Genomic DNA, 20,496 nt, shown 5'->3' with positions numbered 1-20,496 from the left:
CAAAATGAGCGAAACACGGATTATCGCTATTGCAAACCAAAAGGGTGGGGTCGGCAAAACAACCACAGCAATTAATCTTGCAACAGCTTTGGCAGCTATTGGGGAAAATGTTCTTATTATGGATGTTGATCCACAAGGTAATGCCAGTACAGGATTGGGAATTGATCGTAATAGCCGTCCTTTATCCTCTTATGATGTTTTGGTTTCAGGGGTTTCAGTCACAAAAGCAGCTTTAAAAACAGCTGTACCCAATCTCCATATTGTGCCTTCTACTCTTGATCTTTTAGGCGTAGAAATGGAAATTTCTTCATCAAAAGATCGCATTCAACGTTTACGTAAAGCTCTCTGTGATGATCCTAAAATGGAAAAAAAATTCAGTTATATTTTAATTGATTGTCCCCCGTCACTTAATCTTTTAACACTCAATGCTATGGGAGCTGCAGATTCTGTTTTGGTTCCTATGCAATGTGAATTTTTAGCACTTGAAGGTTTAAGTCAATTGCTTGAAACAGTAAAGCAAGTGAGATCTGTACTTAATCCATCTTTAGAAATTCAAGGTATAGTTCTAACAATGTATGATGGACGTAATAATCTTTCAAATCAAGTTGTTGAAGATGTACGATCTTTTATGGGAGATAAAGTCTATCGTACTGTTATTCCACGAAATGTCCGCGTATCAGAAGCCCCCTCTTTTGGTAAGCCGGTATTGCTTTATGATTTAACATGTGCTGGTAGTCAAGCTTACTTACGTCTAGCATCGGAAGTAATTCAGCGTGAAAAACAAGCACGCGCTGCTGCTTAAAAATGTAAAAGAATTTTGTAAAAAAACTCAAAGAGCAAAATTATGAATGATGATCAATCAAAAAAAAGACTGGGTCGTGGATTGGCGGCATTAATTGGGGATATCAGTTTAAACAACGATCTTACACGTTCAGCAAATACTGACAAATTTACAGAGTCCAATACAGCTTCTTCTGTTTCTGAACGATTTATTCCACTTGAATCTATTTCGTGTAATCCACATAATCCGCGACGCCGTTTTACCGATTCAGAACTTGATAATTTAGCACAATCAATTCGCCAGCACGGTGTTGTTCAGCCTGTTATTGTAAGACCATCACGTGATCATCCTCATCGGTTTGAATTAATTGCTGGCGAACGGCGTTGGCGTGCTGCACAGCGAGCCAACTTAAGTAAATTACCAGCCATTGTTCGCGATGTGGATGATAAGACGGCTTTGGAATTAGCAATTATTGAAAATGTTCAACGTGCCGATCTTAATCCTATTGAAGAAGCAATGGGATATGAAATTTTGCTGAATGAGCATGGTTATACGCAAGCAGATTTAGCACAAGTAATTGGAAAAAGTCGAAGTCATGTTGCAAATACACTTCGTTTGTTAAAACTTCCACCAAAGGTACAACAATTTTTAACTGATGGCCAACTCTCTGCTGGTCATGCGCGCTGTCTTATTACCGTCGACAATCCACAGGATTTGGCGGAAAAAATTATTCGTGAAGGTCTCTCAGTACGCCAAACGGAAATACTTGCATATGAACAAGCAAATCCTAAAGTCAAAAAACGAACCACCGTTGAGAAAGACACAGAAACAAAATCTTTAGAAAAATTACTTGCAGATGTCATCGGAATGAAAGTTGTCATTAGGCATGGTAAAAAAGGTGGTGATTTAAAAATACACTATTCTTCATTAGAACAATTAGATGATATTTGTCGGCGTTTACAAAATTAAAGAGCGTTTACCACCTTAGCTAATTATTCAAAATAATACGGATTCTATTTACAACGCCTTTTTAAAATAACAAGCATTCTATACATATGTTTTTTAGCAAATTCCAAATTATCTGAAACTACAGTATTTCTTTCATTAAAAGAAAGCCCCTCTTTTTTGAGAAGTTCAGGAAAAGTTAAAATTGTTAATGTTGCTTGAAGGGCGCGGGTACCTATAGCAAAATCTTTAGGTGTGATATTGTTTTTTCTTAAGATATTCATTAATTTTGGTTGATTAGAAATAGAATCTGCGAATCCTTCAACACTGTCATCGTGTTTAATTTCAATATCAGATGCTTTTTCAGTATTGGATATTTTTGATTCTGATGGTGAGTTTTCACACTCTTCTTTCTTAATTTGTTCCATTTTCAAAAGAAAATCTTCTGTTAAGGTGTAATTTGCAATGACATGCGGGAAATTGAATTTATTGTCTGTTTCCTTTTCCTTTGCCATTGTTAGTTGGGTATGTATCACAAAAAGAAAAAGGAGAAACAAACGCAACACAGGCTTCAACATGGTTAAAAACTATCCTTTCTTCTTCGAATTTCAGCAAAGACTTCTTCGTTTGCGAAGTTGATCAATTTTTTTAAATAAGACAGTCACAAACTTTGCTTACAACAGTCCATATTCTATGCATATGTTTTTTACCAAATTCCAAATTATCTGAAACTACAGTATTTCTTTCATGAAAAAGAGAATCTTTTTCTTTAGGATTCTCGTAATAAATATTTTCGTAAAGCATTATTAATGTTGTTTGAAGAGCATTGCAACTGACAGCAAAATCTCTAGGCGTGATGTTATTGTTTTTTAAAATATTCATTAGTTTTGGTTGATCGGAAATATAAGCGGTAAATTCCTCAATGCTACTGTAAAATGGGATATTGGATACTTTTGATTCTGGTGGTAAGTTTTCACATTCTTCTTTCTCAATTTTTTCCATTTTTAAAAGCAAATCTTCTGTTAAGGTGTAATTTGCAATGACATGCGGGAAATTGAATTTATTGTCTGTTTCCTTTTCCTTTGCCATTGTTAGTTGGGTATGTATCACAAAAAGAAAAAGGAGAAACAAACGCAACACAGGCTTCAACATGGTTAAAAACTATCCTTTCTTCTTCGAATTTCAGCAAAGACTTCTTCATCTGTTTCTTTTTCCATTGCAAGGTTTCTTCGCAACGTAGCATCATCCCAGCGGAGAAAGGGATTGGTAGCTTTTTCTTGCTCTAAGGTTACAGGTAAAGTCATGGCGTCTTTTGCGCGCAATAAAAAAACATCCTCTACCCTTTTATGAAGTTTTTGATTATGTGGATCAAGTGTCAATGCGAAAAGAGCGTTGGTTTTAGTGTATTCATGACCGCAATAAAGAAGTGTTTCATCGGGAAGCTGACGAAGCTTTTTTAATGAATTGAGCATTTGTGCAGGTGTTCCTTCGAAAAGTCGTCCACAACCGAGTGAGAACAATGTATCTCCAGCAAAGAGTAAATTCTCTTCGGGAAAGTAGTAAGATAATGCGCCTAAAGTATGACCCGGTGTTGAAAGAGCTAAAAGCGGGTGTGTGCTAAAGGAAAAACTTTCATCAGGTTGAAGTGTTTGGTCAAGATGATTAATCTTTTCTTTTTCTGCTTCTGGTCCAATAACGACAGCCTTATAAACTTGTTTTAACTCTTCTAGTGCTTCTACATGGTCGTGATGATGATGAGTCACAAAAATAGTCTGAAGTGTCCAGTTACGGCGTTTTAAGGCGTTATGAATCGCTTCACTTTCAGGTGCGTCAATTGCGGCTGTATAGCCGCTTTTTTCATCATGAATAAGTACACCAAAATTATCGTTTCGACAGATGAACTGTTCAATTAACATATCTTTTCCCTATGAACAGTGTACAATGATAAATCTACAAAATAATCTATAATTATAGATGTCTTCTATTTAAGAATCAGATTTGTCTCTTTCTGTAAAAAGTCCCTGTGAGTGTTTAAGGATAAGGGGCATTTGGGTAAGCATGAAAAGGATTGTTAGAGGCATAACACCAAATACTTTAAAGCTAGTCCAAAAATCATCGCTGAAATTACGCCAAATAACTTCATTTAAAAAGGCAAGAAAAACGAAAAAAAATGCCCAACGATAGGTAAGTTTTTGCCATCCTAAATCATCGAGTTTTAAAGTAGAATCCAAGGCATAACGCAAAAGTGGTTTTTTAAAAAACATTCCACCAAAGAGGATGAGAGCAAATAAACTATTAATAATTGTTGGTTTCATTTTTATGAAAGTATCGTTGTGAAGCCAAAGAGTTAAAAATCCAAAGACTAGAACAAATATTCCCGAGATAAGAGGCATTATAGGAATGTTTCGTGCTAGAATCCATGATAAGCTTAGTGCAACAATGATCGCTACCATAAAAATAGCTGTTGCAGGGAAAATAGGTTTATTAAAATTTTTAAAAAGTCCAATATTGTTTATCAACCATTCGCCTTTATAATTGGCAAGGAAAAAAACAACTAATGGCCCCATTTCCAAGACAAACTTAAGTGTTGGTGAAAGAGGCTTTTTTTGATTGTTATTCATATTCCTCGAATTGGGGTTATTGTATGAGTCAGGTTTAAAAGAAGATTGTTTCATGTGTGTTTTCCTGCAATAGTTTCGGCAAATTCAGAGGCAGAAAAAGGTTGAAGATCCTCAATATTCTCTCCTATACCGATAAAGTAAATGGGTAATTTGTATTTTGCTGCGATAGCAATAAGAATCCCTCCTCGTGCGCTACCATCGAGCTTTGTCATGACTAAACCATTAACACCAGCAATATTGCGGAAAATATCCACTTGATTGAGTGCATTTTGCCCAGTAGTTGCATCAAGTGTTTGAAGGATTGTATGGGGAGCTTGGGGAGAATGTTTACGTAAAACACGAATAATTTTTGCCAATTCGTCCATCAATTCAGTTTTATTTTGTAGGCGTCCAGCTGTATCAATGATCAACACATCGCTGTTTGCTTTTTTGGCTTTTTCATAAGCATCAAATGCTAAGCTAGCAGCATCTGCACCGAGTTTTGTGGAAATAACAGGAGATCCTGTACGTTCTCCCCAAACATGCAACTGTTCAATAGCGGCAGCGCGAAATGTATCACCAGCAGCCAGCATAACTTTTAGCCCTCCTGCGGTGAGTTTTGCTGCAAGCTTTCCAATCGTTGTCGTTTTTCCAGTGCCATTTACGCCTACCAGTAAAATAACGTGAGGCTTATGACTAAGATCAAGTTCTAGTGGAACTGCAACAGGTTCCAATACTTTTTTGATTTCGTCAGCTACGATAGTATGAATGTCATCTGGAGATAAATTTTTCTCATAGCGACTAGAAGCTAAAGTATCGGTGATGCGCGTAGCCGTTTCTACACCAAGATCAGCTTGAATAAGAATATCTTCCAGTTCTTGCAATGTTTCTTCATCAAGCTTTCCTTTAACAAAAAGGCCACCAATCGATTCACTTAAACGTTGTGAGGAAAGGGCTAGACCTTTTTTAAGGCGTCCAAACCACGCTGTCTTTTTCTGTTCAACAGGGGATATAGATGAAAACTCTTCAACTTTTTTTTCACGGATTATATCTGTGACAATTACTTTGCGAGAATGTGGTTCAGAAAATGGAATTTTCTCATCATACTTTACAGGTGTGGTATTTTGATTTTCTGCCTGTTCCTCTTTTTCTCTCTCTAGAGAGGATTGATCGTTTTTTGTTGTTTCACTTTTGTATTCAATTTCTTCTTCTATATCGGTTTCATAAGGAGTGGAAACTTGTTCTGTTTCTTGCTCTTTAGATTTGTTAAAAGAGAATATTTTTTTTATAAAAGATTTTGTCATAAGGGCTTTCCTGCTCAAGCTGCGTTTAATTTTGGGAGGACAGCAATCAATTTATCGCCATCATGATCAACGATAAGGGCTTGAACAATTGTTCCAGCTTTTGCACCTTTGATTTGTACAAGAGTGTAATCTTCTGTTCGTCCGATTTCATCTTTTTCAACGAGAATTGTTTGTTGGCTATTTTGTAAACGAACAAGATGCCTTTGGTAAGCTTCCTCACCTACTTTGCGCAATCTTTCTGCACGCATCTTCACTATTCTACGGTTAATTTGTGGCATACGTGCGGCAGGTGTTCCTTCTCTTGGACTAAAAGGAAAGACGTGGAGATGTGTTAAATTACACTCACTGACCAAAGCAAGACTGTTTTGAAACATTTCTTCTGTTTCAGTCGGGAAACCAGCAATGAAATCGGCTCCATAAACCATTGTAGGACGTTTGGCACGCAAATCTTGACAAAATTGAATTGCATGTTCGCGCAGATGCCGCCGTTTCATTCTTTTTAGGATCATATTATCGCCTGCTTGCAAGGATAAATGCAAATGGGGCATGATCCTTTTTTCATAGGCTAAAAGATTGATGAGTTCTTCGTCTGCTTCAATAGAATCGATTGATGATAGACGTAAACGAGGCAAGTCAGGAACATGATGCAAAATTGTTGAAGTTAATTTTCCTAGAGTGGCTTTTCCAGGGAGATCGTGGCCATAACTTGTAAGATCAACACCTGTCAGAACTACTTCTTGAATACCATTGCCCGTCAAGTGTTTAATTTGTTCAATAATAGCGCCCATGGGAACTGAACGTGATGGTCCCCGCCCATAAGGGATAATACAAAATGTACAACGGTGATCGCATCCATTTTGCACCTGTACAAAGGCGCGTGTGCGCTCTTCCATTGCACTCACCATATGGGGAGCAATTTTTTGCACTTCCATGATGTTATTGATACGCAACTTTTCGGAATGATTGATACCAAAATCAGGAAGTTGACGATAAGAATGCGCATGGAGTTTGTCTTCATTCCCTAAAACAAGATCCACCTCTGTCATGGAGGCAAAATTTTGCGCTTCTGTTTGTGCAGCACATCCTGTCACAATAATGCGCGCATGAGGATTTTCGCGTCTTGCTTTGCGGATAGCTTGTTTTGCTTGTCTTACGGCTTCGGCGGTGACGGCACAGGTGTTAAAGATGATTGCACCATCTTTGAGTTGATCCAGACCTGAAGAAGTGCTTTCTTTGCGTATGATTTCCGATTCATAGCTGTTCAGACGACAACCAAATGTTACAATTTCTATTGCCATTAAACGTGATCCTTTTTGTAGCTCCCTGTTAAAGGGTTAAGAAAGCCACTAAACTCATAATTAGTTGGACCTGTCATGATAATATGGTTGTCTTCTCGATAAAAAATATTAAGTGCTCCCCCTGGTAAGTTCACATCGATATGGCGTTCTGTGAGCCCACGCCGATAGGCGGCCACTGCACTCGCACAGGCAGCGCTCCCACACGCTTGTGTTAATCCAGCTCCTCGTTCCCATGTGCGTAAATTTAGGCTTTTTTGTGACACTACATACGCAATAGAAATATTGCACCGTTCTGGAAAAAGGGGATCATGTTCAAGTTTTGGTCCATATTTTTCTAATGGAAAGTGTTGAATATCATTCTCAACAAAAAAAATAGCGTGGAGATTACCAACAGAGACAAGGCATGCATCCTTTAAGGGACCAGCAGTAATTTCTACGTGATTGGTGTCAATTATTTCACGTGAAACAGGCATTTCTTTTGCATTGAAATTTGGGCATCCCATGTCAACAGAGATGAGATTGTTGGTTTGTCGTTTACCCTCGATAATTCCAGCGGGTGTTTCTAATCGAAAGTTTTCACCGAAATTGTGGTCTGTGAGCCATGCTATGACACAACGTGTACCGTTACCGCAGGCTTTAGCTATCGAGCCGTCAGCATTCCATATTTCGATGCGAAAGTCAGCTTCATTTTTTGTGGTTTTGTGAATAGCCATAATTTGATCGAAATGTGTTTGAGGATCTGCCGAGAGGGTAAGGATTGCTTGCTGTGTGAGTGCATGTGTGCTTTCACGCATATCAGCAACAATGATTTGATTTCCAAGACCGTTCATTTTGCTGAATGGTATTTTCATGAAATTTCTCTATTTATAGTGTTGCCTACAAAAGATATATGACTGAAAATCTTATAAATTTCCAGTGTTAATGAATATAAAACATAGTGCAAAAATTATTATCGTTCGAAATAAGCAATTTTTATCCTATTTTTTTAAATTTATTAATCTATCTTTGTAAAATGCCGTATAACAAATGTTCACCACTTTTTTAAGTAAGTTTATTTATTGTCCTGGGAAAGAGTATAGGTATGCCATTTTCAAAAATTTCGCTTTTCGTCGCACTATCGACTGTAACATTTTTAGGGGGATGTTCAACATCGCGGTTTGACAGGAATGATGGTAGCAATACATTAGAAGTTTTTTATCCACTTCAACAAATGCCAACAGAAGTCATGTCTGATCCTTCGTCTTCTCGTTTGTCAGCATCTGGAGCAGCAGATGTTTCGATGTATGAAAAAGGAGATTCTCAGAGTGATGAACGAATGGCCAGTCTCGAATTGCCAAGCAATGCCACTGATTTGTTTCCTGCAAGTATTGCTGGGGTGTGGAATCTTTCTATGAGTGGTAAAGTTTGCCGAATTGCAACGCCACAAACAAAATTTGGCCAAGGATACCGTGCTCGCCCTTTACACTGTCCAGGAATCGTTTCTCAGGTAAGTTCATGGGCTATTAAAGGAAAAAGATTATATTTTTATAATAATTCAGGACGTGTTATCGTCACTCTTTATTCTTCCAATGTTGATCGTTTTGAGGGACGTACACTTGATGATCATCAAGTTGTTTTAAGCCGTTAGACCGTTGTTGCTATTTATAAAAAAATAAGAAATATGCGCACCAGTCTGTGAAAAGAGTTTGTATTTTCATTGTGAACGGGTAGCAAAAGGTTATTTGGATGATTTTAGTTTCAACGCGCTATCAGGAGCTGGTATATAAAGGAGAAATCAGGTTTGATCCGGCTCAATTGGCTTTAGCAGAGCATTTTGATCATTTATTACAAAAGATTGCGGAGCAAAGTGTTTCTCGATCTTGGACATTTTGGTCTCTGTTTAAAAGAAAAAAACAAACCTTTGCTTGTGTTGCAAAACAAGGTGATGAAGATGGTTCTTATCAGGGGTTGTATATTTATGGTGAAGTAGGACGAGGCAAAACCATGCTGATGGATTTGTTCTTTTCTTGTTTGCCGCAGAAATGTAAAAAGCGTGCTCATTTTAATGATTTCATGGCTGATGTGCATGAGCGCATTAATGTTTATCGTCAAGCATCAAAAGATGCAAAAGCCAGACAAGATAATCCCATCTTAGCTGTTGCTGAAGATCTTGCACGAGAAGCTAAGGTGCTTTGTTTTGATGAATTTAGTGTAACAGATATTGCTGATGCTATGGTATTGGGGCGCCTTGTCTCTGCTCTCTTTGATAAAGGAGTTCTCTTTGTTGCGACTTCAAATGTTGCTCCTGATAATCTTTACTATAACGGTTTAAACCGAGAGCTCTTTTTGCCTTTTATCCAAGTTTTGAAAGCTTATGTTCGTATTATTAATCTTGATGCAAAAACAGATTATCGTCTTGAAAAATCAAATCTACAACAGGTGTATGTAACGCCGTTGGGGGCGCAAGCAAATGAATATATGGATCAGGCGTGGGCACTCGTGCTGCAAGGACACAAGGAAACATCTGATGAACTTTCTCTAAGAGGACGTCTTGTTCATATTCCGCGCTCTGGAGCGGGTTGCGCACGCTTTGATTATCAAGATTTATGTGCAAAACCTTTGGCAGCGGCTGAATATTTAGCCTTGGGAGAGCATTACCATACAATTTTTGTTGATAATGTGCCGGTGATGGATGATACATGCCGCAATGAAACCAAACGGTTTATTTTACTTATTGATATTCTCTATGAACGCCACATAAGATTATTTATGTCAGCGGCAGCTGTCCTTGAGGACTTATATAAAGGACGTGCACAGACTACAGAAACATTTGAGTTTAAAAGGATACAATCGCGTCTTTTTGAAATGCAAAGTCAGGATTATTTGAAACTTTGGGCAGAGCGGTTTCTTTTGAAGAAGTAAAAATTAAGTAATTTACCTTTACGTAAACTGTGAAAACAATAACTCTTTGTATTTAAATACAAGGTAATAATTCTGTTGTATTTTTTTAAAATTCATTTTATCGATACATCATAATAAGTTTCTAATAATCGTTTGTGTGGAGGATTTTTGCTTTTACGAGGAGAAGGATTTCGTATCTTTTTCTTTCTTTAATGACATTGTTTAAAATAGGACTAAGGTCAAAAAAATACTCAGAATACTGGCGCTTATATGTGTGCGCTGTGTTCTCTAATGTTAGGAATAAAGAAATGGCACGGAAAAAAATAGCTCTCATTGGTTCAGGTATGATTGGTGGCACTTTAGCACATATTATTGGGCTTAAAGAGCTTGGTGATGTTGTTTTATTTGATATTGCAGAAGGCCTACCACAAGGTAAAGCTCTTGATATTGCCGAATCTTCACCCGTTGATAGTTTTGACATCAGTTTAAAAGGTGCGAATGCTTATGAGGCAATTGAAGGTGCTGATGTTGTTATTGTAACAGCAGGCGTTGCGCGAAAACCTGGTATAAGCAGCCGCGAGGAGCTTTTGGGCGTTAATTTAAAAGTGATGGAACAAGTCGGTGCTGGGATTAAAGAATATGCGCCTTCAGCATTTGTTATTTGTATTACCAACCCCCTTGATGCAATGGTATGGGCATTGCAGAAATTTTCAGGTCTTCCTACACATAAAGTAGTTGGTATGGCTGGTGTTCTTGATTCTGCACGGTTTCGTCGTTTCTTGTCTGAGGAATTTAAGGTCTCTGTTAAAGATGTGACGGCTTTTGTTTTAGGAGGGCACGGTGATTCAATGGTGCCTTTGGTGCGTTATTCAACGGTTGGTGGTATTTCTTTGCCTGACCTTGTGAAGATGGGCTGGACAACACAAGAAAGAATCGATCAAATTATCCAGCGTACCCGTAATGGTGGTGCAGAGATTGTCAATTTGTTGAAGACAGGTTCTGCTTTTTACGCACCAGCAGCTTCTGCTGTTTCTATGGCTGAAGCCTATTTGAAGGACACTAAGCGTGTTGTTCCTGTTGCTGCCTATCTTTCAGGTGAATACGGAGTTAATGATACATATGTCGGTGTTCCCGTTGTGCTTGGTGCAGGTGGCGTTGAGCGGGTCATTGAAATTGATCTCGATAAAGAGGAAAGAAATGCTTTTGAGCGTTCAGTGAATTCTGTGCAAAAGCTTTGTGAAGCTTGTATCGCACTTGTGCCTAGTCTCAAATAAATTGAACAAGATTCTGTTCATTAAAACAGAGTATTTATATTAGGATTTGAAGGTTAATAGTAAAGTTATCTGTAAAAGAAAAGGACAAATGCATGAATATCCATGAATATCAGGCCAAACGTCTGCTTCATGAATATGGAGCACCAATTGCAAACGGTGTTGCTGTTTATTCTGTAGAGCAAGCTGAAAAGTGGGCACAGAAATTGCCTGGGCCACTCTATGTGGTTAAAAGTCAGATACATGCTGGTGGTCGCGGTAAAGGGAAGTTTAAAGAACTTTCTCCTGATGCAAAAGGAGGGGTTAGACTTGCAAAATCTGTTGAAGAAGTTATTGCAAATGTCCAAGAAATGCTTGGTAAAACTTTGGTAACCAAACAAACTGGTCCAGAAGGTAAGCAGGTCAATCGCCTTTATATTGAGGATGGTGCTGATATTGAACGGGAGCTTTATCTTTCATTATTGGTTGATCGTACAGTTGGTCGGGTTGCATTCGTTGTTTCAACGGAAGGGGGTATGGATATTGAAACCGTTGCTGAAGAGACGCCAGAAAAAATATTAACTCTACCCATTGATACTACACATGGCGTTACTTCTGCTGATTGTACAAGGCTTTGTGATGCGTTGGAATTGCACGATAGTGCACGGGAAGATGGTGAAAAGCTTTTTCCAATTCTCTATAAGGTGTTTTGTGAGAAAGATATGAGCCTCCTTGAAATTAATCCGCTTGTTGTGATGAAGGATGGTCATTTGCGTGTTCTTGATGCGAAAGTTTCTTTTGATAATAACGCTCTGTTCCGTCATCCAGACATTTTGGAATTGCGTGATATCTCAGAAGAAGATCCAAAAGAGATCGAAGCATCAAAGCATGATCTTGCTTATGTTGCTCTTGAGGGCACAATTGGTTGCATGGTCAATGGTGCAGGTCTTGCTATGGCAACAATGGATATCATTAAGCTTTACGGAGCTGAGCCCGCAAATTTCCTCGATGTTGGTGGTGGCGCTTCAAAAGAAAAGGTGACTGCTGCTTTTAAAATTATTACCGCTGATCCAAATGTTAAAGGCATTTTGGTCAATATTTTTGGTGGCATTATGCGTTGTGACGTTATTGCTGAAGGTGTGGTTGCTGCTGTTCGGGAAGTTGGTTTAAAGGTTCCTTTGGTTGTTCGTCTTGAAGGCACAAATGTTGAGCAGGGTAAAGCGATTATCAGTGATAGTGGTTTAAACGTTATTCCCGCTGACGATTTAGATGATGCTGCTCAAAAAATTGTTGCAGCCGTGAAGGGAGCTTAAGTGATGTCAATTCTTGTGAATAAGGATACAAAAGTTCTGGTTCAGGGGCTTACAGGAAAAACAGGAACGTTTCATACAGAACAAGCGCTTGCTTATCATGGTACGCAAATGGTTGGGGGCGTTAATCCTAAAAAGGGTGGTGAAACGTGGGAAGGTTCAAAAGGTGAAACTCTTCCTATTTTTGCCAGTGTTGCTGAGGCAAAAGAAAAGACAGGTGCAGATGCTTCGGTTATTTATGTTCCGCCTGCAGGAGCCGCAGCAGCTATTATAGAAGCTATTGATGCTGAAATCCGTTTAATTATCTGCATTACGGAAGGCATTCCTGTTATGGATATGGTTAAAGTAAAGGCGCGATTAGAAGGATCAAAATCACGTCTCATTGGTCCTAATTGTCCTGGTATTCTTACACCAAATGAATGTAAAATCGGTATTATGCCTGGTTCTATTTTTAGAAAAGGCTCTGTCGGGGTTGTCTCACGGTCGGGAACCTTAACATATGAAGCGGTGTTCCAAACGAGTCATGAAGGTCTTGGACAGACAACAGCTATTGGTATTGGTGGTGATCCTGTTAAGGGCACAGAATTTATTGATGTGTTGGAAATGTTTTTAGCGGATGATGAAACCGAATCTATTGTCATGATCGGTGAAATTGGTGGTTGTGCTGAGGAAGAAGCAGCACAATTTCTTCGCGATGAAGCAAGAAAAGGTCGTAAAAAGCCGGTGGTTGGTTTTATTGCTGGTCGTACAGCTCCTCCAGGACGCACAATGGGGCACGCTGGTGCTGTTATTTCTGGTGGTAAAGGTGGAGCAGAAGATAAAATTTCTGCAATGGAATCAGCAGGAGTTCGGGTCTCTCCTTCACCATCACAGATAGGCAAGACTTTGATGTCAGTTTTGAAGGGCTAAAAAAGAATTTCATCTGGATAAAGGTGTATCTTTCATTCAGATGAAAAGTAGGTATAAAAGTGTGGCTTTTTTGAATTTTCTGACCCTCGTTTGCTTTGTAAGCATTTATAAGGTCGAAAAGAGATGTAAGGAGACGGAATAAATGTTCCGGAGAAGTGTATGGCAAGGCAGGACGAAATAAATAGTCTTTTTGCAAAAACGTCGTTTCTGTATGGTGGAAATGCAGACTATATAGATCAACTTTATGCTGAATATAAAAAAAATCCCACCAGTGTAGATTCACAGTGGCGTGCTTTTTTTGAAACACTTCAAGATGACAAGGAGGATGTTCTGAAAAATGCAGAAGGGGCAACTTGGCAACGTGATCATTGGCCATTAAAGGCAAATGGTGAGTTGGTTTCTGCTCTTGATGGTGATTGGTCTGTTCTTGAAAAGCGTATTGGTGATAAATTAAAGGAAAAAGCAACAACTGGTGCTGCGCGAAAAGGAAAAGCCTCTAGCGAACAGGATATTATTCAAGCAACGCGTGATTCTGTTCATGCGCTCATGATGATTCGTGCTTTTCGTGCACGTGGGCATCTTCGTGCTCGGCTCGATCCTCTCCAATTGGCGGAAAAAATTGAGGATTACAAGGAACTTTCTCCAGAGGCTTACGGCTTTACTTCTGCTGATTATGAGAGACCCATTTTTATTGATCATGTTTTAGGGCTGGAATATGCAACTATTCCACAAATGCTTGAGATCCTCAATCGTACCTATTGTTCAACGATAGGTGTGGAATATATGCATATTTCTGACCCTGCTCAAAAAGCATGGCTCCAAGAACGTATTGAAGGACCAGATAAGCACATTGCTTTCACACAAAAAGGTAAGAGAGCTATACTTAACAAGCTTATTGAGGCGGAAGGGTTTGAGCAGTTTTTAGATACAAAATACAAAGGAACAAAGCGTTTCGGGCTTGATGGTGGTGAGTCTCTGATTCCTGCTCTTGAACAGATTATTAAATGTGGTAGTGCTTTGGGGGTGCAGGAAGTTGTTTTAGGAATGGCGCATCGTGGTCGTTTAAATGTTCTTTCACAAGTTCTTGCGAAACCACATCGGGCTATTTTTCATGAATTCAAAGGAGGGTCTTATAAACCCGATGATGTAGAGGGTTCTGGTGATGTTAAATATCATTTAGGAACTTCAGCTGATCTTGAATTTGATGGTAAAAAAGTTCACTTATCACTTGTGGCTAATCCATCTCACCTTGAAATTGTTGATCCGGTTGTTATTGGAAAGGCGCGTGCTAAACAAAATCAACTTGTGGGTCCTACATATACTGACGAATTCTCCTTAAGTGAGCGCTCAAAGGTTTTGCCATTGCTTATTCATGGTGATGCTGCTTTTGCAGGGCAAGGTGTTATCCAAGAAACTTTTGGTCTTTCAGGTCTTAAAGGTTACAACGTTGCTGGTTCTCTTCACGTCATTATTAATAATCAAATCGGATTTACAACTGATCCACGTTTTTCGCGTTCTTCTCCTTATCCGTCAGATGTAGCAAAAATGATTGATGCACCAATTTTCCATGTGAATGGTGATGATCCTGAAGCTGTTGTCTTTGTTGCAAAAATAGCGACGGAATTTCGTCAAATTTTTCATAAGCCCGTGGTGATTGATATGTTCTGTTATCGCCGTTATGGACATAATGAAGGTGATGAACCTTCTTTTACACAGCCGCTTATGTATAAGGCTATCCGTAACCATAAAACAACTCTTCAGCTTTATGGTGATCAACTGATCACGGAAGGAGTGATTACTGCTGAAGAGATTGAACAGCAAAAGAATCTGTGGCGAGATAAACTTGAGATTGAGTTGGAAGCAAGTGTTTCTTATAAGCCGAACAAAGCTGATTGGCTTGATGGGAGTTGGACGGGCCTTAAAGCTTCCAATAATGCTGAAGAGAAACATAATGGAACGACGGGTGTTGAGTTAAAGATCTTAAAGGAAATTGGTCAGAAACTCGTTGAGATTCCAGAAGACTTTCATGTGCATAAAACTATACAGCGTTTTTTGAGCAACCGCGCTAAAATTTTTGAAAGTGGTGAAGGTGTTGATTGGGCAACAGCTGAAGCTTTGGCTTTTGGTTCTCTTTGTTTAGAAGGAGCACCAGTTCGTCTTTCCGGTGAGGATGTCGAACGTGGAACTTTTTCACAACGTCATTCAGTTCTTTACGATCAGGAAAATGAAGCACGTTATATCCCTTTGAATAATTTACAAAAGGGGCAGGCATTTTATGAGGTTGTTAATTCTATGCTCTCTGAAGAAGCCGTTCTTGGTTTCGAATATGGATATTCTCTTGCTGAACCACGGGGATTGACGCTTTGGGAAGCGCAATTTGGTGATTTCTCTAACGGAGCACAGGTCATTTTTGATCAGTTTATTTCTTCTGCAGAGCGTAAATGGCTTCGTATGTCTGGTCTTGTGTGTTTGTTGCCTCATGGTTTTGAGGGGCAAGGACCAGAGCATTCTTCAGCACGTTTAGAACGTTTTCTTCAGCTTTGTGCAGAAGATAATATGCAGGTTGCTAATTGTACGACTCCTGCCAATTATTTTCATATTTTGCGTCGGCAAATTAAACGCGATTTCCGTAAACCGTTGATTTTGATGACACCAAAATCTCTCTTGCGCCATAAACGAGCGGTTTCTTTTCTCAATGAAATGGGACCAGAGACAAGTTTCCATCGTTTATTACTTGATGATGCAGAATGTCTCAAAACCTCTGTTATTAAGTTACAGAAAGACAATAAAATTCGCCGTGTCGTTCTTTGTACCGGTAAGGTTTATTACGACCTTTATGAAGAGCGTGAAAAAAGGGGTGTGGATGATATTTATTTGCTTCGCGTTGAACAGCTCTATCCTTTCCCAGCAAAAGCTTTGGTGGATGTATTGTCACGCTTTTTGCAAGCAGAGGTTGTTTGGTGCCAGGAGGAACCAAAGAATATGGGGGCTTGGTCATTTATTGAGCCTTACTTAGAATGGGTGTTGACGCATATTAATGCGCGATATTCACGTGCACGTTATGCAGGGCGTTCTGCAAGTGCATCGCCGGCTACGGGATTGATGGTACAACATGCTGAACAGCTTGCCGCGTTTCTTAAAGACGCGTTAGGTTCTTAATTTATGACTACTCTGATGTATGGAAAAATATTATGACTATTGAAATCCGTGTTCCTACTTTGGGCGAATCGGTTACCGAAGCTACAATTGGTAAATGGTTTAAAAAACTTGGCGAAGCCGTTGTTATGGATGAGCCCTTGGTTGAATTAGAAACTGATAAGGTAACAGTTGAGGTTCCGTCACCTGTTTCGGGGAAATTATCTGAGATCATTGCAAAGGAAGGCGATACGGTTAAAGTGAATGCGCTCTTAGGGGCGATTGAAGCTGGGGAAACTGGTGTTTCTCAATCATTTTCGCCTCCTGTTACACCTGTTGCAGAAGTTCCCTCTGGTTTGGAGTCGTCTTTTTCAAATGATACAATGCCTCCTGCTCCTTCAGCAGCAAAATTGATGGCTGAAAATAATATCACAAAAAGTGATGTTTTAGGTTCTGGAAAACGTGGACAAATTCTCAAAGAAGATGTTCTTAATGTGTTGGCTCAAGGAACAAAAACACCTTCTCCTGCCGCTTCTACAGCTAGCTCTGCCTCTGAATTCAGTTCTTCTGTTGTTCCAGTTCAGACAACGCTGGAGGAGCGGGTTCGTATGACGAAACTGCGTCAAACAATTGCTCGTCGTCTTAAAGATGCACAGAATACAGCGGCAATGTTAACCACATTTAATGAGGTTGATATGTCTGCGGTAATGGATTTGCGCAAGCGTTATAAAGATCTTTTTGAAAAGAAACATGGTGTTAAGCTTGGTTTTATGGGATTTTTTACCAAGGCTGTTTGTCATGCATTAAAAGAACTTCCTGCTGTTAATGCAGAAATTGATGGAACAGATATTATTTACAAAAATTATGTCAATGCGGGAATTGCTGTTGGAACGGATAAGGGGCTTGTCGTTCCGGTGGTTCGTGATGCGGATCAAATGTCACTCGCAGAGATAGAAAAAGAGATTGGTCGTTTGGGTCGTCTTGCTCGTGATGGAAAATTAGCAGTTTCTGATATGCAAGGCGGAACTTTTACCATTACCAATGGAGGGGTTTATGGGTCGTTAATGTCGACACCAATTTTAAACGCACCACAATCTGGTATCTTGGGAATGCATGCGATTAAAGAACGAGCAATGGTTGTTGAGGGACAAGTTGTGATTCGCCCCATGATGTATTTGGCACTTTCTTATGATCATCGTATTGTAGATGGGCAGGAGGCTGTGACTTTCCTTGTGCGTGTTAAGGAAAGTTTAGAAGATCCGGAACGCCTTGTTCTTGACTTGTAAAAATACAGTTTTCAGGATGAAAGGAAAAACGGATGTCTTATGATGTGGTCGTGATTGGAGCCGGACCAGGTGGTTATGTTGCAGCAATAAAAGCAGCGCAACTGGGGCTTAAAACAGCAATTGTTGAAAAGCGTACGACATTAGGAGGTACATGTCTCAATATTGGCTGTATTCCTTCTAAAGCGTTGTTGCATGCTTCAGAAGTATTTGCTGAAACACAGCATGGTTTTGAAACTCTTGGTATTTCTATTGCAAAATCTAAGCTTAATCTTGAACAGATGATGGCACATAAAAAAGCTGTTGTAACAGCCAATACGAGTGGCGTTTCTTTTTTGATGAAAAAGAATAAAGTTGATACTTTTTTTGGTACAGCCAAAATTTTAAGCGCAGGTCAAATTGAAGTTGTTGCTAAAGATGGTAACAAGGAAACTATTGAAACAAAGAATATTATTATTGCTACGGGTTCAGAAAGTTCAGGCATTCCGGGGATGAATGTTGAAATTGATGAAAAGATAGTTGTATCTTCTACGGGAGCGCTTGCCCTTGAAAAAGTCCCAACGCGCATGATTGTTATTGGAGCAGGTGTTATTGGTTCAGAACTTGGCTCGGTTTGGAGTCGCTTGGGAGCTAAAGTTACCATTATTGAATATCTTAATAAAGTTTTAGGATCAATGGATGGAGAAGTTTCACGACAATTTCAAAAGTTAATGGAAAAGCAGGGTATTGAGTATAAGACCGGTGCAAAAGTAACAGCTATTACACAATCTGGAGCAACTGCTCAGGTAACCTTTGAAGCTGTCAAAGGTGGTGAATCTGAAACTTTAGAAGCTGATGTTGTGCTCATTGCTACTGGACGTTCTCCATACACGGAAGGTCTTGGTTTGATCGAGGTTGGTGTTCAGTTGGATGAGCGCGGCTTTATTGTTATTGATGCGCATTGGCAGACCAGTATTCCAGGAATTTATGCGATTGGTGATGTCGTTAAAGGACCGATGTTGGCGCATAAAGCAGAGGAAGAAGGCGTTGCTGTGGCAGAAATTTTGGCAGGTCAAAAGGGACATGTTAATTTTGATGTCATTCCTAGTGTTGTCTATACACAGCCCGAGATTGCCAGTGTAGGAAAGACAGAAGAAGAACTTAAAGCTGCCGGTATTGAGTATAATGTTGGCAAATTTCCCTTCATGGCGAATGGTCGTGCACGCGCGATGCAAAAAAATGATGGGTTTGTTAAAATCCTTGCTGATAAAAAGACAGATCGGGTTTTAGGTGGACATATTCTTGGATTTGGTGCTGGTGAAATGATCCATGAAATTGCAGTTTTAATGGAATTTGGTGGCTCATCAGAAGATTTGGGGCGTTGTTGCCATGCACATCCTACTTTATCAGAAGCAGTGCGGGAGGCAGCTTTAGCTACATTTGCTAAGCCACTTCATATTTAAATCTAAGTGTGCTTTTTAGTACTCTATGATGCTTTTTGAAAAAACCGCCTTTTTTAAGGGCGGTTTTTCTGTATCCATTATTAGTATGTAAAGTCTTAAAATTGTAATTTTGTTTCTTCTTGTTGTTCTCGTATCCAAGTGGAGAGTCCCATATGATCAAGATGTTTGAGGAATGGATGTGGTGGTAATTCTTCTACGTTGACCATGGTTTTAACATCCCATTCGCCGGTGGCAATAAGAAGGGCTGCGGCGGCGGCTGGTACACCGGCTGTGTAAGAAATGCCTTGGGCACCGGTTTCGTTAAAAGCTTGTTTGTGATCGGCTATATTATAGATGAAAATTTCTCTTGGTTTTCCATCTTTTTCACCTTTAATGAGATCTCCAATACAAGTTTTTCCTGTGTAGTTTGGTGCTAAAGAGGCGGGATCGGGTAAGACAGCTTTTACGACCTTTAAAGGAACGACTTCTTGTCCCTCTGCCGTTTTAATAGGTTGCTCGGATAAAAGCCCGAGATTTTTTAGAACTGTAAAAACAGTGATATAACGTTCACCAAATCCCATCCAGAAACGGACATTTTGAACATCAAAATTTTTGGATAATGAATGAATTTCATCATGTCCCGTCATGTAAGCTTTTTGTTTTCCAACAACGGGAAGATCCCATTCATGGCTGACTTCAAACATTTGATTGGAAACCCATTTTCTATTTTGCCAAGACCATACTCGTCCTGTAAATTCTCGGAAGTTAATTTCTGGATCAAAATTTGTGGCAAACCAACGTCCGTGGTTTCCGGCATTAATATCAATAATATCAATATCTGTTATCTTATCAAAATAACACTTATGCGCCAACGCTGCATAAGCATTCACGACGCCTGGGTCAAAACCTGCACCCAAAATAGCAGTTATACCAGCTTTTTCACATTCTTGACGACGGGGCCATTCATAATTACCATACCAAGGAGGTGTTTCACAAATTTTTAAAGGATCTTCGTGAATTGCAGTATCAATATAAGCGCATTTGGTTTCGATGCAAGCTGAAAGAACTGACATATTAAGAAAGGCTGATCCAACATTGATGACAATTTCACATTTGATTTTTTTTATGAGATTTACAGTTGCTTCTATATTCATTGCATTGAGCTCGTGGCCCATAAGAACACCTTGTTCTTTCATTGCATTTTTTTCTTTAATAGAAGTAATGATGGCTTCACATTTTTTGAGCGTTCGTGAAGCGATATGAATATCGCCGAGAATATCGTTATTTTGGGCACATTTATGCGCAACTACTTGTGCAACACCTCCAGCACCAATAATGAGGACATTTTTCTTCATTTTGGGTTTATCTCCTTAATTAATA

The 20,496-nt window shown here is 39.3% G+C and carries 18 protein-coding genes; 10 read left to right on the top strand and 8 right to left on the bottom strand.

Annotation, left to right across the window (positions count from 1 at the left end):
* The first annotated feature begins 4 nt into the window (after positions 1 to 4).
* Entirely contained in the window at positions 5 to 802 is a 798-nt protein-coding gene (locus tag J7R13_RS01485; protein ID WP_208437145.1) for a ParA family protein, read from the top strand.
* A 42-nt stretch (positions 803 to 844) separates the two neighbouring features.
* Positions 845 to 1,750 (top strand): ParB/RepB/Spo0J family partition protein, encoded by a 906-nt coding sequence (locus J7R13_RS01480; protein WP_208437144.1) that lies wholly within the window; start codon positions 845 to 847, stop codon positions 1,748 to 1,750.
* A gap of 44 nt (positions 1,751 to 1,794) precedes the next feature.
* Here the strand turns inward: J7R13_RS01480 and J7R13_RS01475 are convergent, their stop codons facing one another.
* From J7R13_RS01475 to dapF, 7 genes are all read right to left on the bottom strand, one after another.
* A complete protein-coding gene (locus J7R13_RS01475; RefSeq protein WP_208437143.1) occupies positions 1,795 to 2,304 on the bottom strand; it encodes a hypothetical protein in 510 nt (169 codons plus the stop codon).
* 70 nt (positions 2,305 to 2,374) lie between these two features.
* Positions 2,375 to 2,878, bottom strand: a complete 504-nt coding sequence (locus J7R13_RS01470) for a hypothetical protein (protein WP_208437142.1) — start codon at positions 2,876 to 2,878, stop codon at positions 2,375 to 2,377.
* 2 nt (positions 2,879 to 2,880) lie between these two features.
* Positions 2,881 to 3,642, bottom strand: coding sequence for a hydroxyacylglutathione hydrolase (gloB, locus tag J7R13_RS01465; protein WP_208437141.1), 762 nt, complete (start codon positions 3,640 to 3,642; stop codon positions 2,881 to 2,883).
* A 69-nt stretch (positions 3,643 to 3,711) separates the two neighbouring features.
* A complete protein-coding gene (locus tag J7R13_RS01460) occupies positions 3,712 to 4,401 on the bottom strand; it encodes a septation protein A (RefSeq protein WP_208437140.1) in 690 nt (229 codons plus the stop codon).
* Positions 4,398 to 5,630: a signal recognition particle-docking protein FtsY gene (ftsY, locus tag J7R13_RS01455; protein WP_208437139.1), complete on the bottom strand. Its 1,233-nt coding sequence runs from the start codon at positions 5,628 to 5,630 to the stop codon at positions 4,398 to 4,400. The genes J7R13_RS01460 and ftsY overlap by 4 nt, the downstream gene beginning before the upstream one ends.
* Positions 5,631 to 5,644: 14 nt before the next feature.
* Positions 5,645 to 6,928, bottom strand: coding sequence for a tRNA (N(6)-L-threonylcarbamoyladenosine(37)-C(2))-methylthiotransferase MtaB (mtaB, locus tag J7R13_RS01450; RefSeq protein ID WP_208437138.1), 1,284 nt, complete (start codon positions 6,926 to 6,928; stop codon positions 5,645 to 5,647).
* Positions 6,928 to 7,779 carry a diaminopimelate epimerase gene (gene dapF, locus J7R13_RS01445; RefSeq protein WP_208437137.1) on the bottom strand — a complete coding sequence of 284 codons (852 nt, stop codon included), beginning with the start codon at positions 7,777 to 7,779 and terminating at the stop codon, positions 6,928 to 6,930. The genes mtaB and dapF overlap by 1 nt, the downstream gene beginning before the upstream one ends.
* Before the next feature lie 230 nt (positions 7,780 to 8,009).
* Here dapF and J7R13_RS01440 point away from each other — a divergent pair, with 230 nt between their 5' ends.
* The 8 genes from J7R13_RS01440 to lpdA all read left to right on the top strand — a co-directional run bounded on the left by J7R13_RS01440 (position 8,010) and on the right by lpdA (position 19,137).
* Positions 8,010 to 8,555 (top strand): AprI/Inh family metalloprotease inhibitor, encoded by a 546-nt coding sequence (locus J7R13_RS01440; RefSeq protein WP_208437136.1) that lies wholly within the window; start codon positions 8,010 to 8,012, stop codon positions 8,553 to 8,555.
* Between the two features lie 98 nt (positions 8,556 to 8,653).
* Positions 8,654 to 9,829, top strand: a complete 1,176-nt coding sequence (gene zapE, locus J7R13_RS01435) for a cell division protein ZapE (RefSeq protein ID WP_208437135.1) — start codon at positions 8,654 to 8,656, stop codon at positions 9,827 to 9,829.
* Positions 9,830 to 10,116: 287 nt separating this feature from the next.
* Positions 10,117 to 11,082: a malate dehydrogenase gene (gene mdh, locus J7R13_RS01430; protein WP_208437134.1), complete on the top strand. Its 966-nt coding sequence runs from the start codon at positions 10,117 to 10,119 to the stop codon at positions 11,080 to 11,082.
* Between the two features lie 92 nt (positions 11,083 to 11,174).
* Positions 11,175 to 12,371 carry an ADP-forming succinate--CoA ligase subunit beta gene (gene sucC / locus J7R13_RS01425; RefSeq protein ID WP_208432369.1) on the top strand — a complete coding sequence of 399 codons (1,197 nt, stop codon included), beginning with the start codon at positions 11,175 to 11,177 and terminating at the stop codon, positions 12,369 to 12,371.
* Between the two features lie 3 nt (positions 12,372 to 12,374).
* On the top strand, positions 12,375 to 13,277 hold the full coding sequence (gene sucD, locus J7R13_RS01420; protein ID WP_208437133.1) for a succinate--CoA ligase subunit alpha: 903 nt from the start codon (positions 12,375 to 12,377) through the stop codon (positions 13,275 to 13,277).
* Positions 13,278 to 13,436: 159 nt separating this feature from the next.
* The gene (locus J7R13_RS01415) at positions 13,437 to 16,436 is read left to right on the top strand and encodes a 2-oxoglutarate dehydrogenase E1 component (RefSeq protein ID WP_208437132.1); all 3,000 of its coding nucleotides are present in this window, start codon (positions 13,437 to 13,439) and stop codon (positions 16,434 to 16,436) included.
* A gap of 32 nt (positions 16,437 to 16,468) precedes the next feature.
* Positions 16,469 to 17,698 (top strand): 2-oxoglutarate dehydrogenase complex dihydrolipoyllysine-residue succinyltransferase, encoded by a 1,230-nt coding sequence (gene odhB, locus J7R13_RS01410; RefSeq protein WP_208437131.1) that lies wholly within the window; start codon positions 16,469 to 16,471, stop codon positions 17,696 to 17,698.
* A gap of 32 nt (positions 17,699 to 17,730) precedes the next feature.
* Complete coding sequence (lpdA, locus tag J7R13_RS01405) at positions 17,731 to 19,137, top strand: dihydrolipoyl dehydrogenase (RefSeq protein ID WP_208437130.1); 1,407 nt, start codon at positions 17,731 to 17,733, stop codon at positions 19,135 to 19,137.
* 95 nt (positions 19,138 to 19,232) lie between these two features.
* On the opposite strand, the gene J7R13_RS01400 is transcribed toward lpdA, so the two are convergent.
* Positions 19,233 to 20,471 (bottom strand): saccharopine dehydrogenase family protein, encoded by a 1,239-nt coding sequence (locus J7R13_RS01400; RefSeq protein ID WP_208437129.1) that lies wholly within the window; start codon positions 20,469 to 20,471, stop codon positions 19,233 to 19,235.
* Between the last annotated feature and the right edge of the window lie 25 nt (positions 20,472 to 20,496).

Origin of the sequence: Bartonella taylorii 8TBB, assembly GCF_902825155.1 — a bacterium.
GTDB classification, from domain to species: Bacteria; Pseudomonadota; Alphaproteobacteria; order Rhizobiales; family Rhizobiaceae; genus Bartonella; species Bartonella taylorii_A.
This window is presented reverse-complemented; position numbering and strand designations above follow the sequence as displayed.

Bases quoted from the DNA above. Each gene is read 5' to 3' on its own strand.
- mtaB (WP_208437138.1), bottom strand. From the start codon at position 6,928: ATGGCAATAGAAATTGTAACATTTGGTTGTCGTCTGAACAGCTATGAA.
- J7R13_RS01470 (WP_208437142.1), bottom strand. From the start codon at position 2,878: ATGTTGAAGCCTGTGTTGCGTTTGTTTCTCCTTTTTCTTTTTGTGATA.
- sucC (WP_208432369.1), top strand. From the start codon at position 11,175: ATGAATATCCATGAATATCAGGCCAAACGTCTGCTTCATGAATATGGA.
- lpdA (WP_208437130.1), top strand. From the start codon at position 17,731: ATGTCTTATGATGTGGTCGTGATTGGAGCCGGACCAGGTGGTTATGTT.
- sucD (WP_208437133.1), top strand. From the start codon at position 12,375: ATGTCAATTCTTGTGAATAAGGATACAAAAGTTCTGGTTCAGGGGCTT.
- odhB (WP_208437131.1), top strand. From the start codon at position 16,469: ATGACTATTGAAATCCGTGTTCCTACTTTGGGCGAATCGGTTACCGAA.
- dapF (WP_208437137.1), bottom strand. From the start codon at position 7,779: ATGAAAATACCATTCAGCAAAATGAACGGTCTTGGAAATCAAATCATT.
- J7R13_RS01415 (WP_208437132.1), top strand. From the start codon at position 13,437: ATGGCAAGGCAGGACGAAATAAATAGTCTTTTTGCAAAAACGTCGTTT.
- J7R13_RS01440 (WP_208437136.1), top strand. From the start codon at position 8,010: ATGCCATTTTCAAAAATTTCGCTTTTCGTCGCACTATCGACTGTAACA.
- J7R13_RS01480 (WP_208437144.1), top strand. From the start codon at position 845: ATGAATGATGATCAATCAAAAAAAAGACTGGGTCGTGGATTGGCGGCA.
- J7R13_RS01400 (WP_208437129.1), bottom strand. From the start codon at position 20,471: ATGAAGAAAAATGTCCTCATTATTGGTGCTGGAGGTGTTGCACAAGTA.
- mdh (WP_208437134.1), top strand. From the start codon at position 10,117: ATGGCACGGAAAAAAATAGCTCTCATTGGTTCAGGTATGATTGGTGGC.
- J7R13_RS01485 (WP_208437145.1), top strand. From the start codon at position 5: ATGAGCGAAACACGGATTATCGCTATTGCAAACCAAAAGGGTGGGGTC.
- gloB (WP_208437141.1), bottom strand. From the start codon at position 3,642: ATGTTAATTGAACAGTTCATCTGTCGAAACGATAATTTTGGTGTACTT.
- J7R13_RS01460 (WP_208437140.1), bottom strand. From the start codon at position 4,401: ATGAAACAATCTTCTTTTAAACCTGACTCATACAATAACCCCAATTCG.
- ftsY (WP_208437139.1), bottom strand. From the start codon at position 5,630: ATGACAAAATCTTTTATAAAAAAAATATTCTCTTTTAACAAATCTAAA.
- J7R13_RS01475 (WP_208437143.1), bottom strand. From the start codon at position 2,304: ATGTTGAAGCCTGTGTTGCGTTTGTTTCTCCTTTTTCTTTTTGTGATA.
- zapE (WP_208437135.1), top strand. From the start codon at position 8,654: ATGATTTTAGTTTCAACGCGCTATCAGGAGCTGGTATATAAAGGAGAA.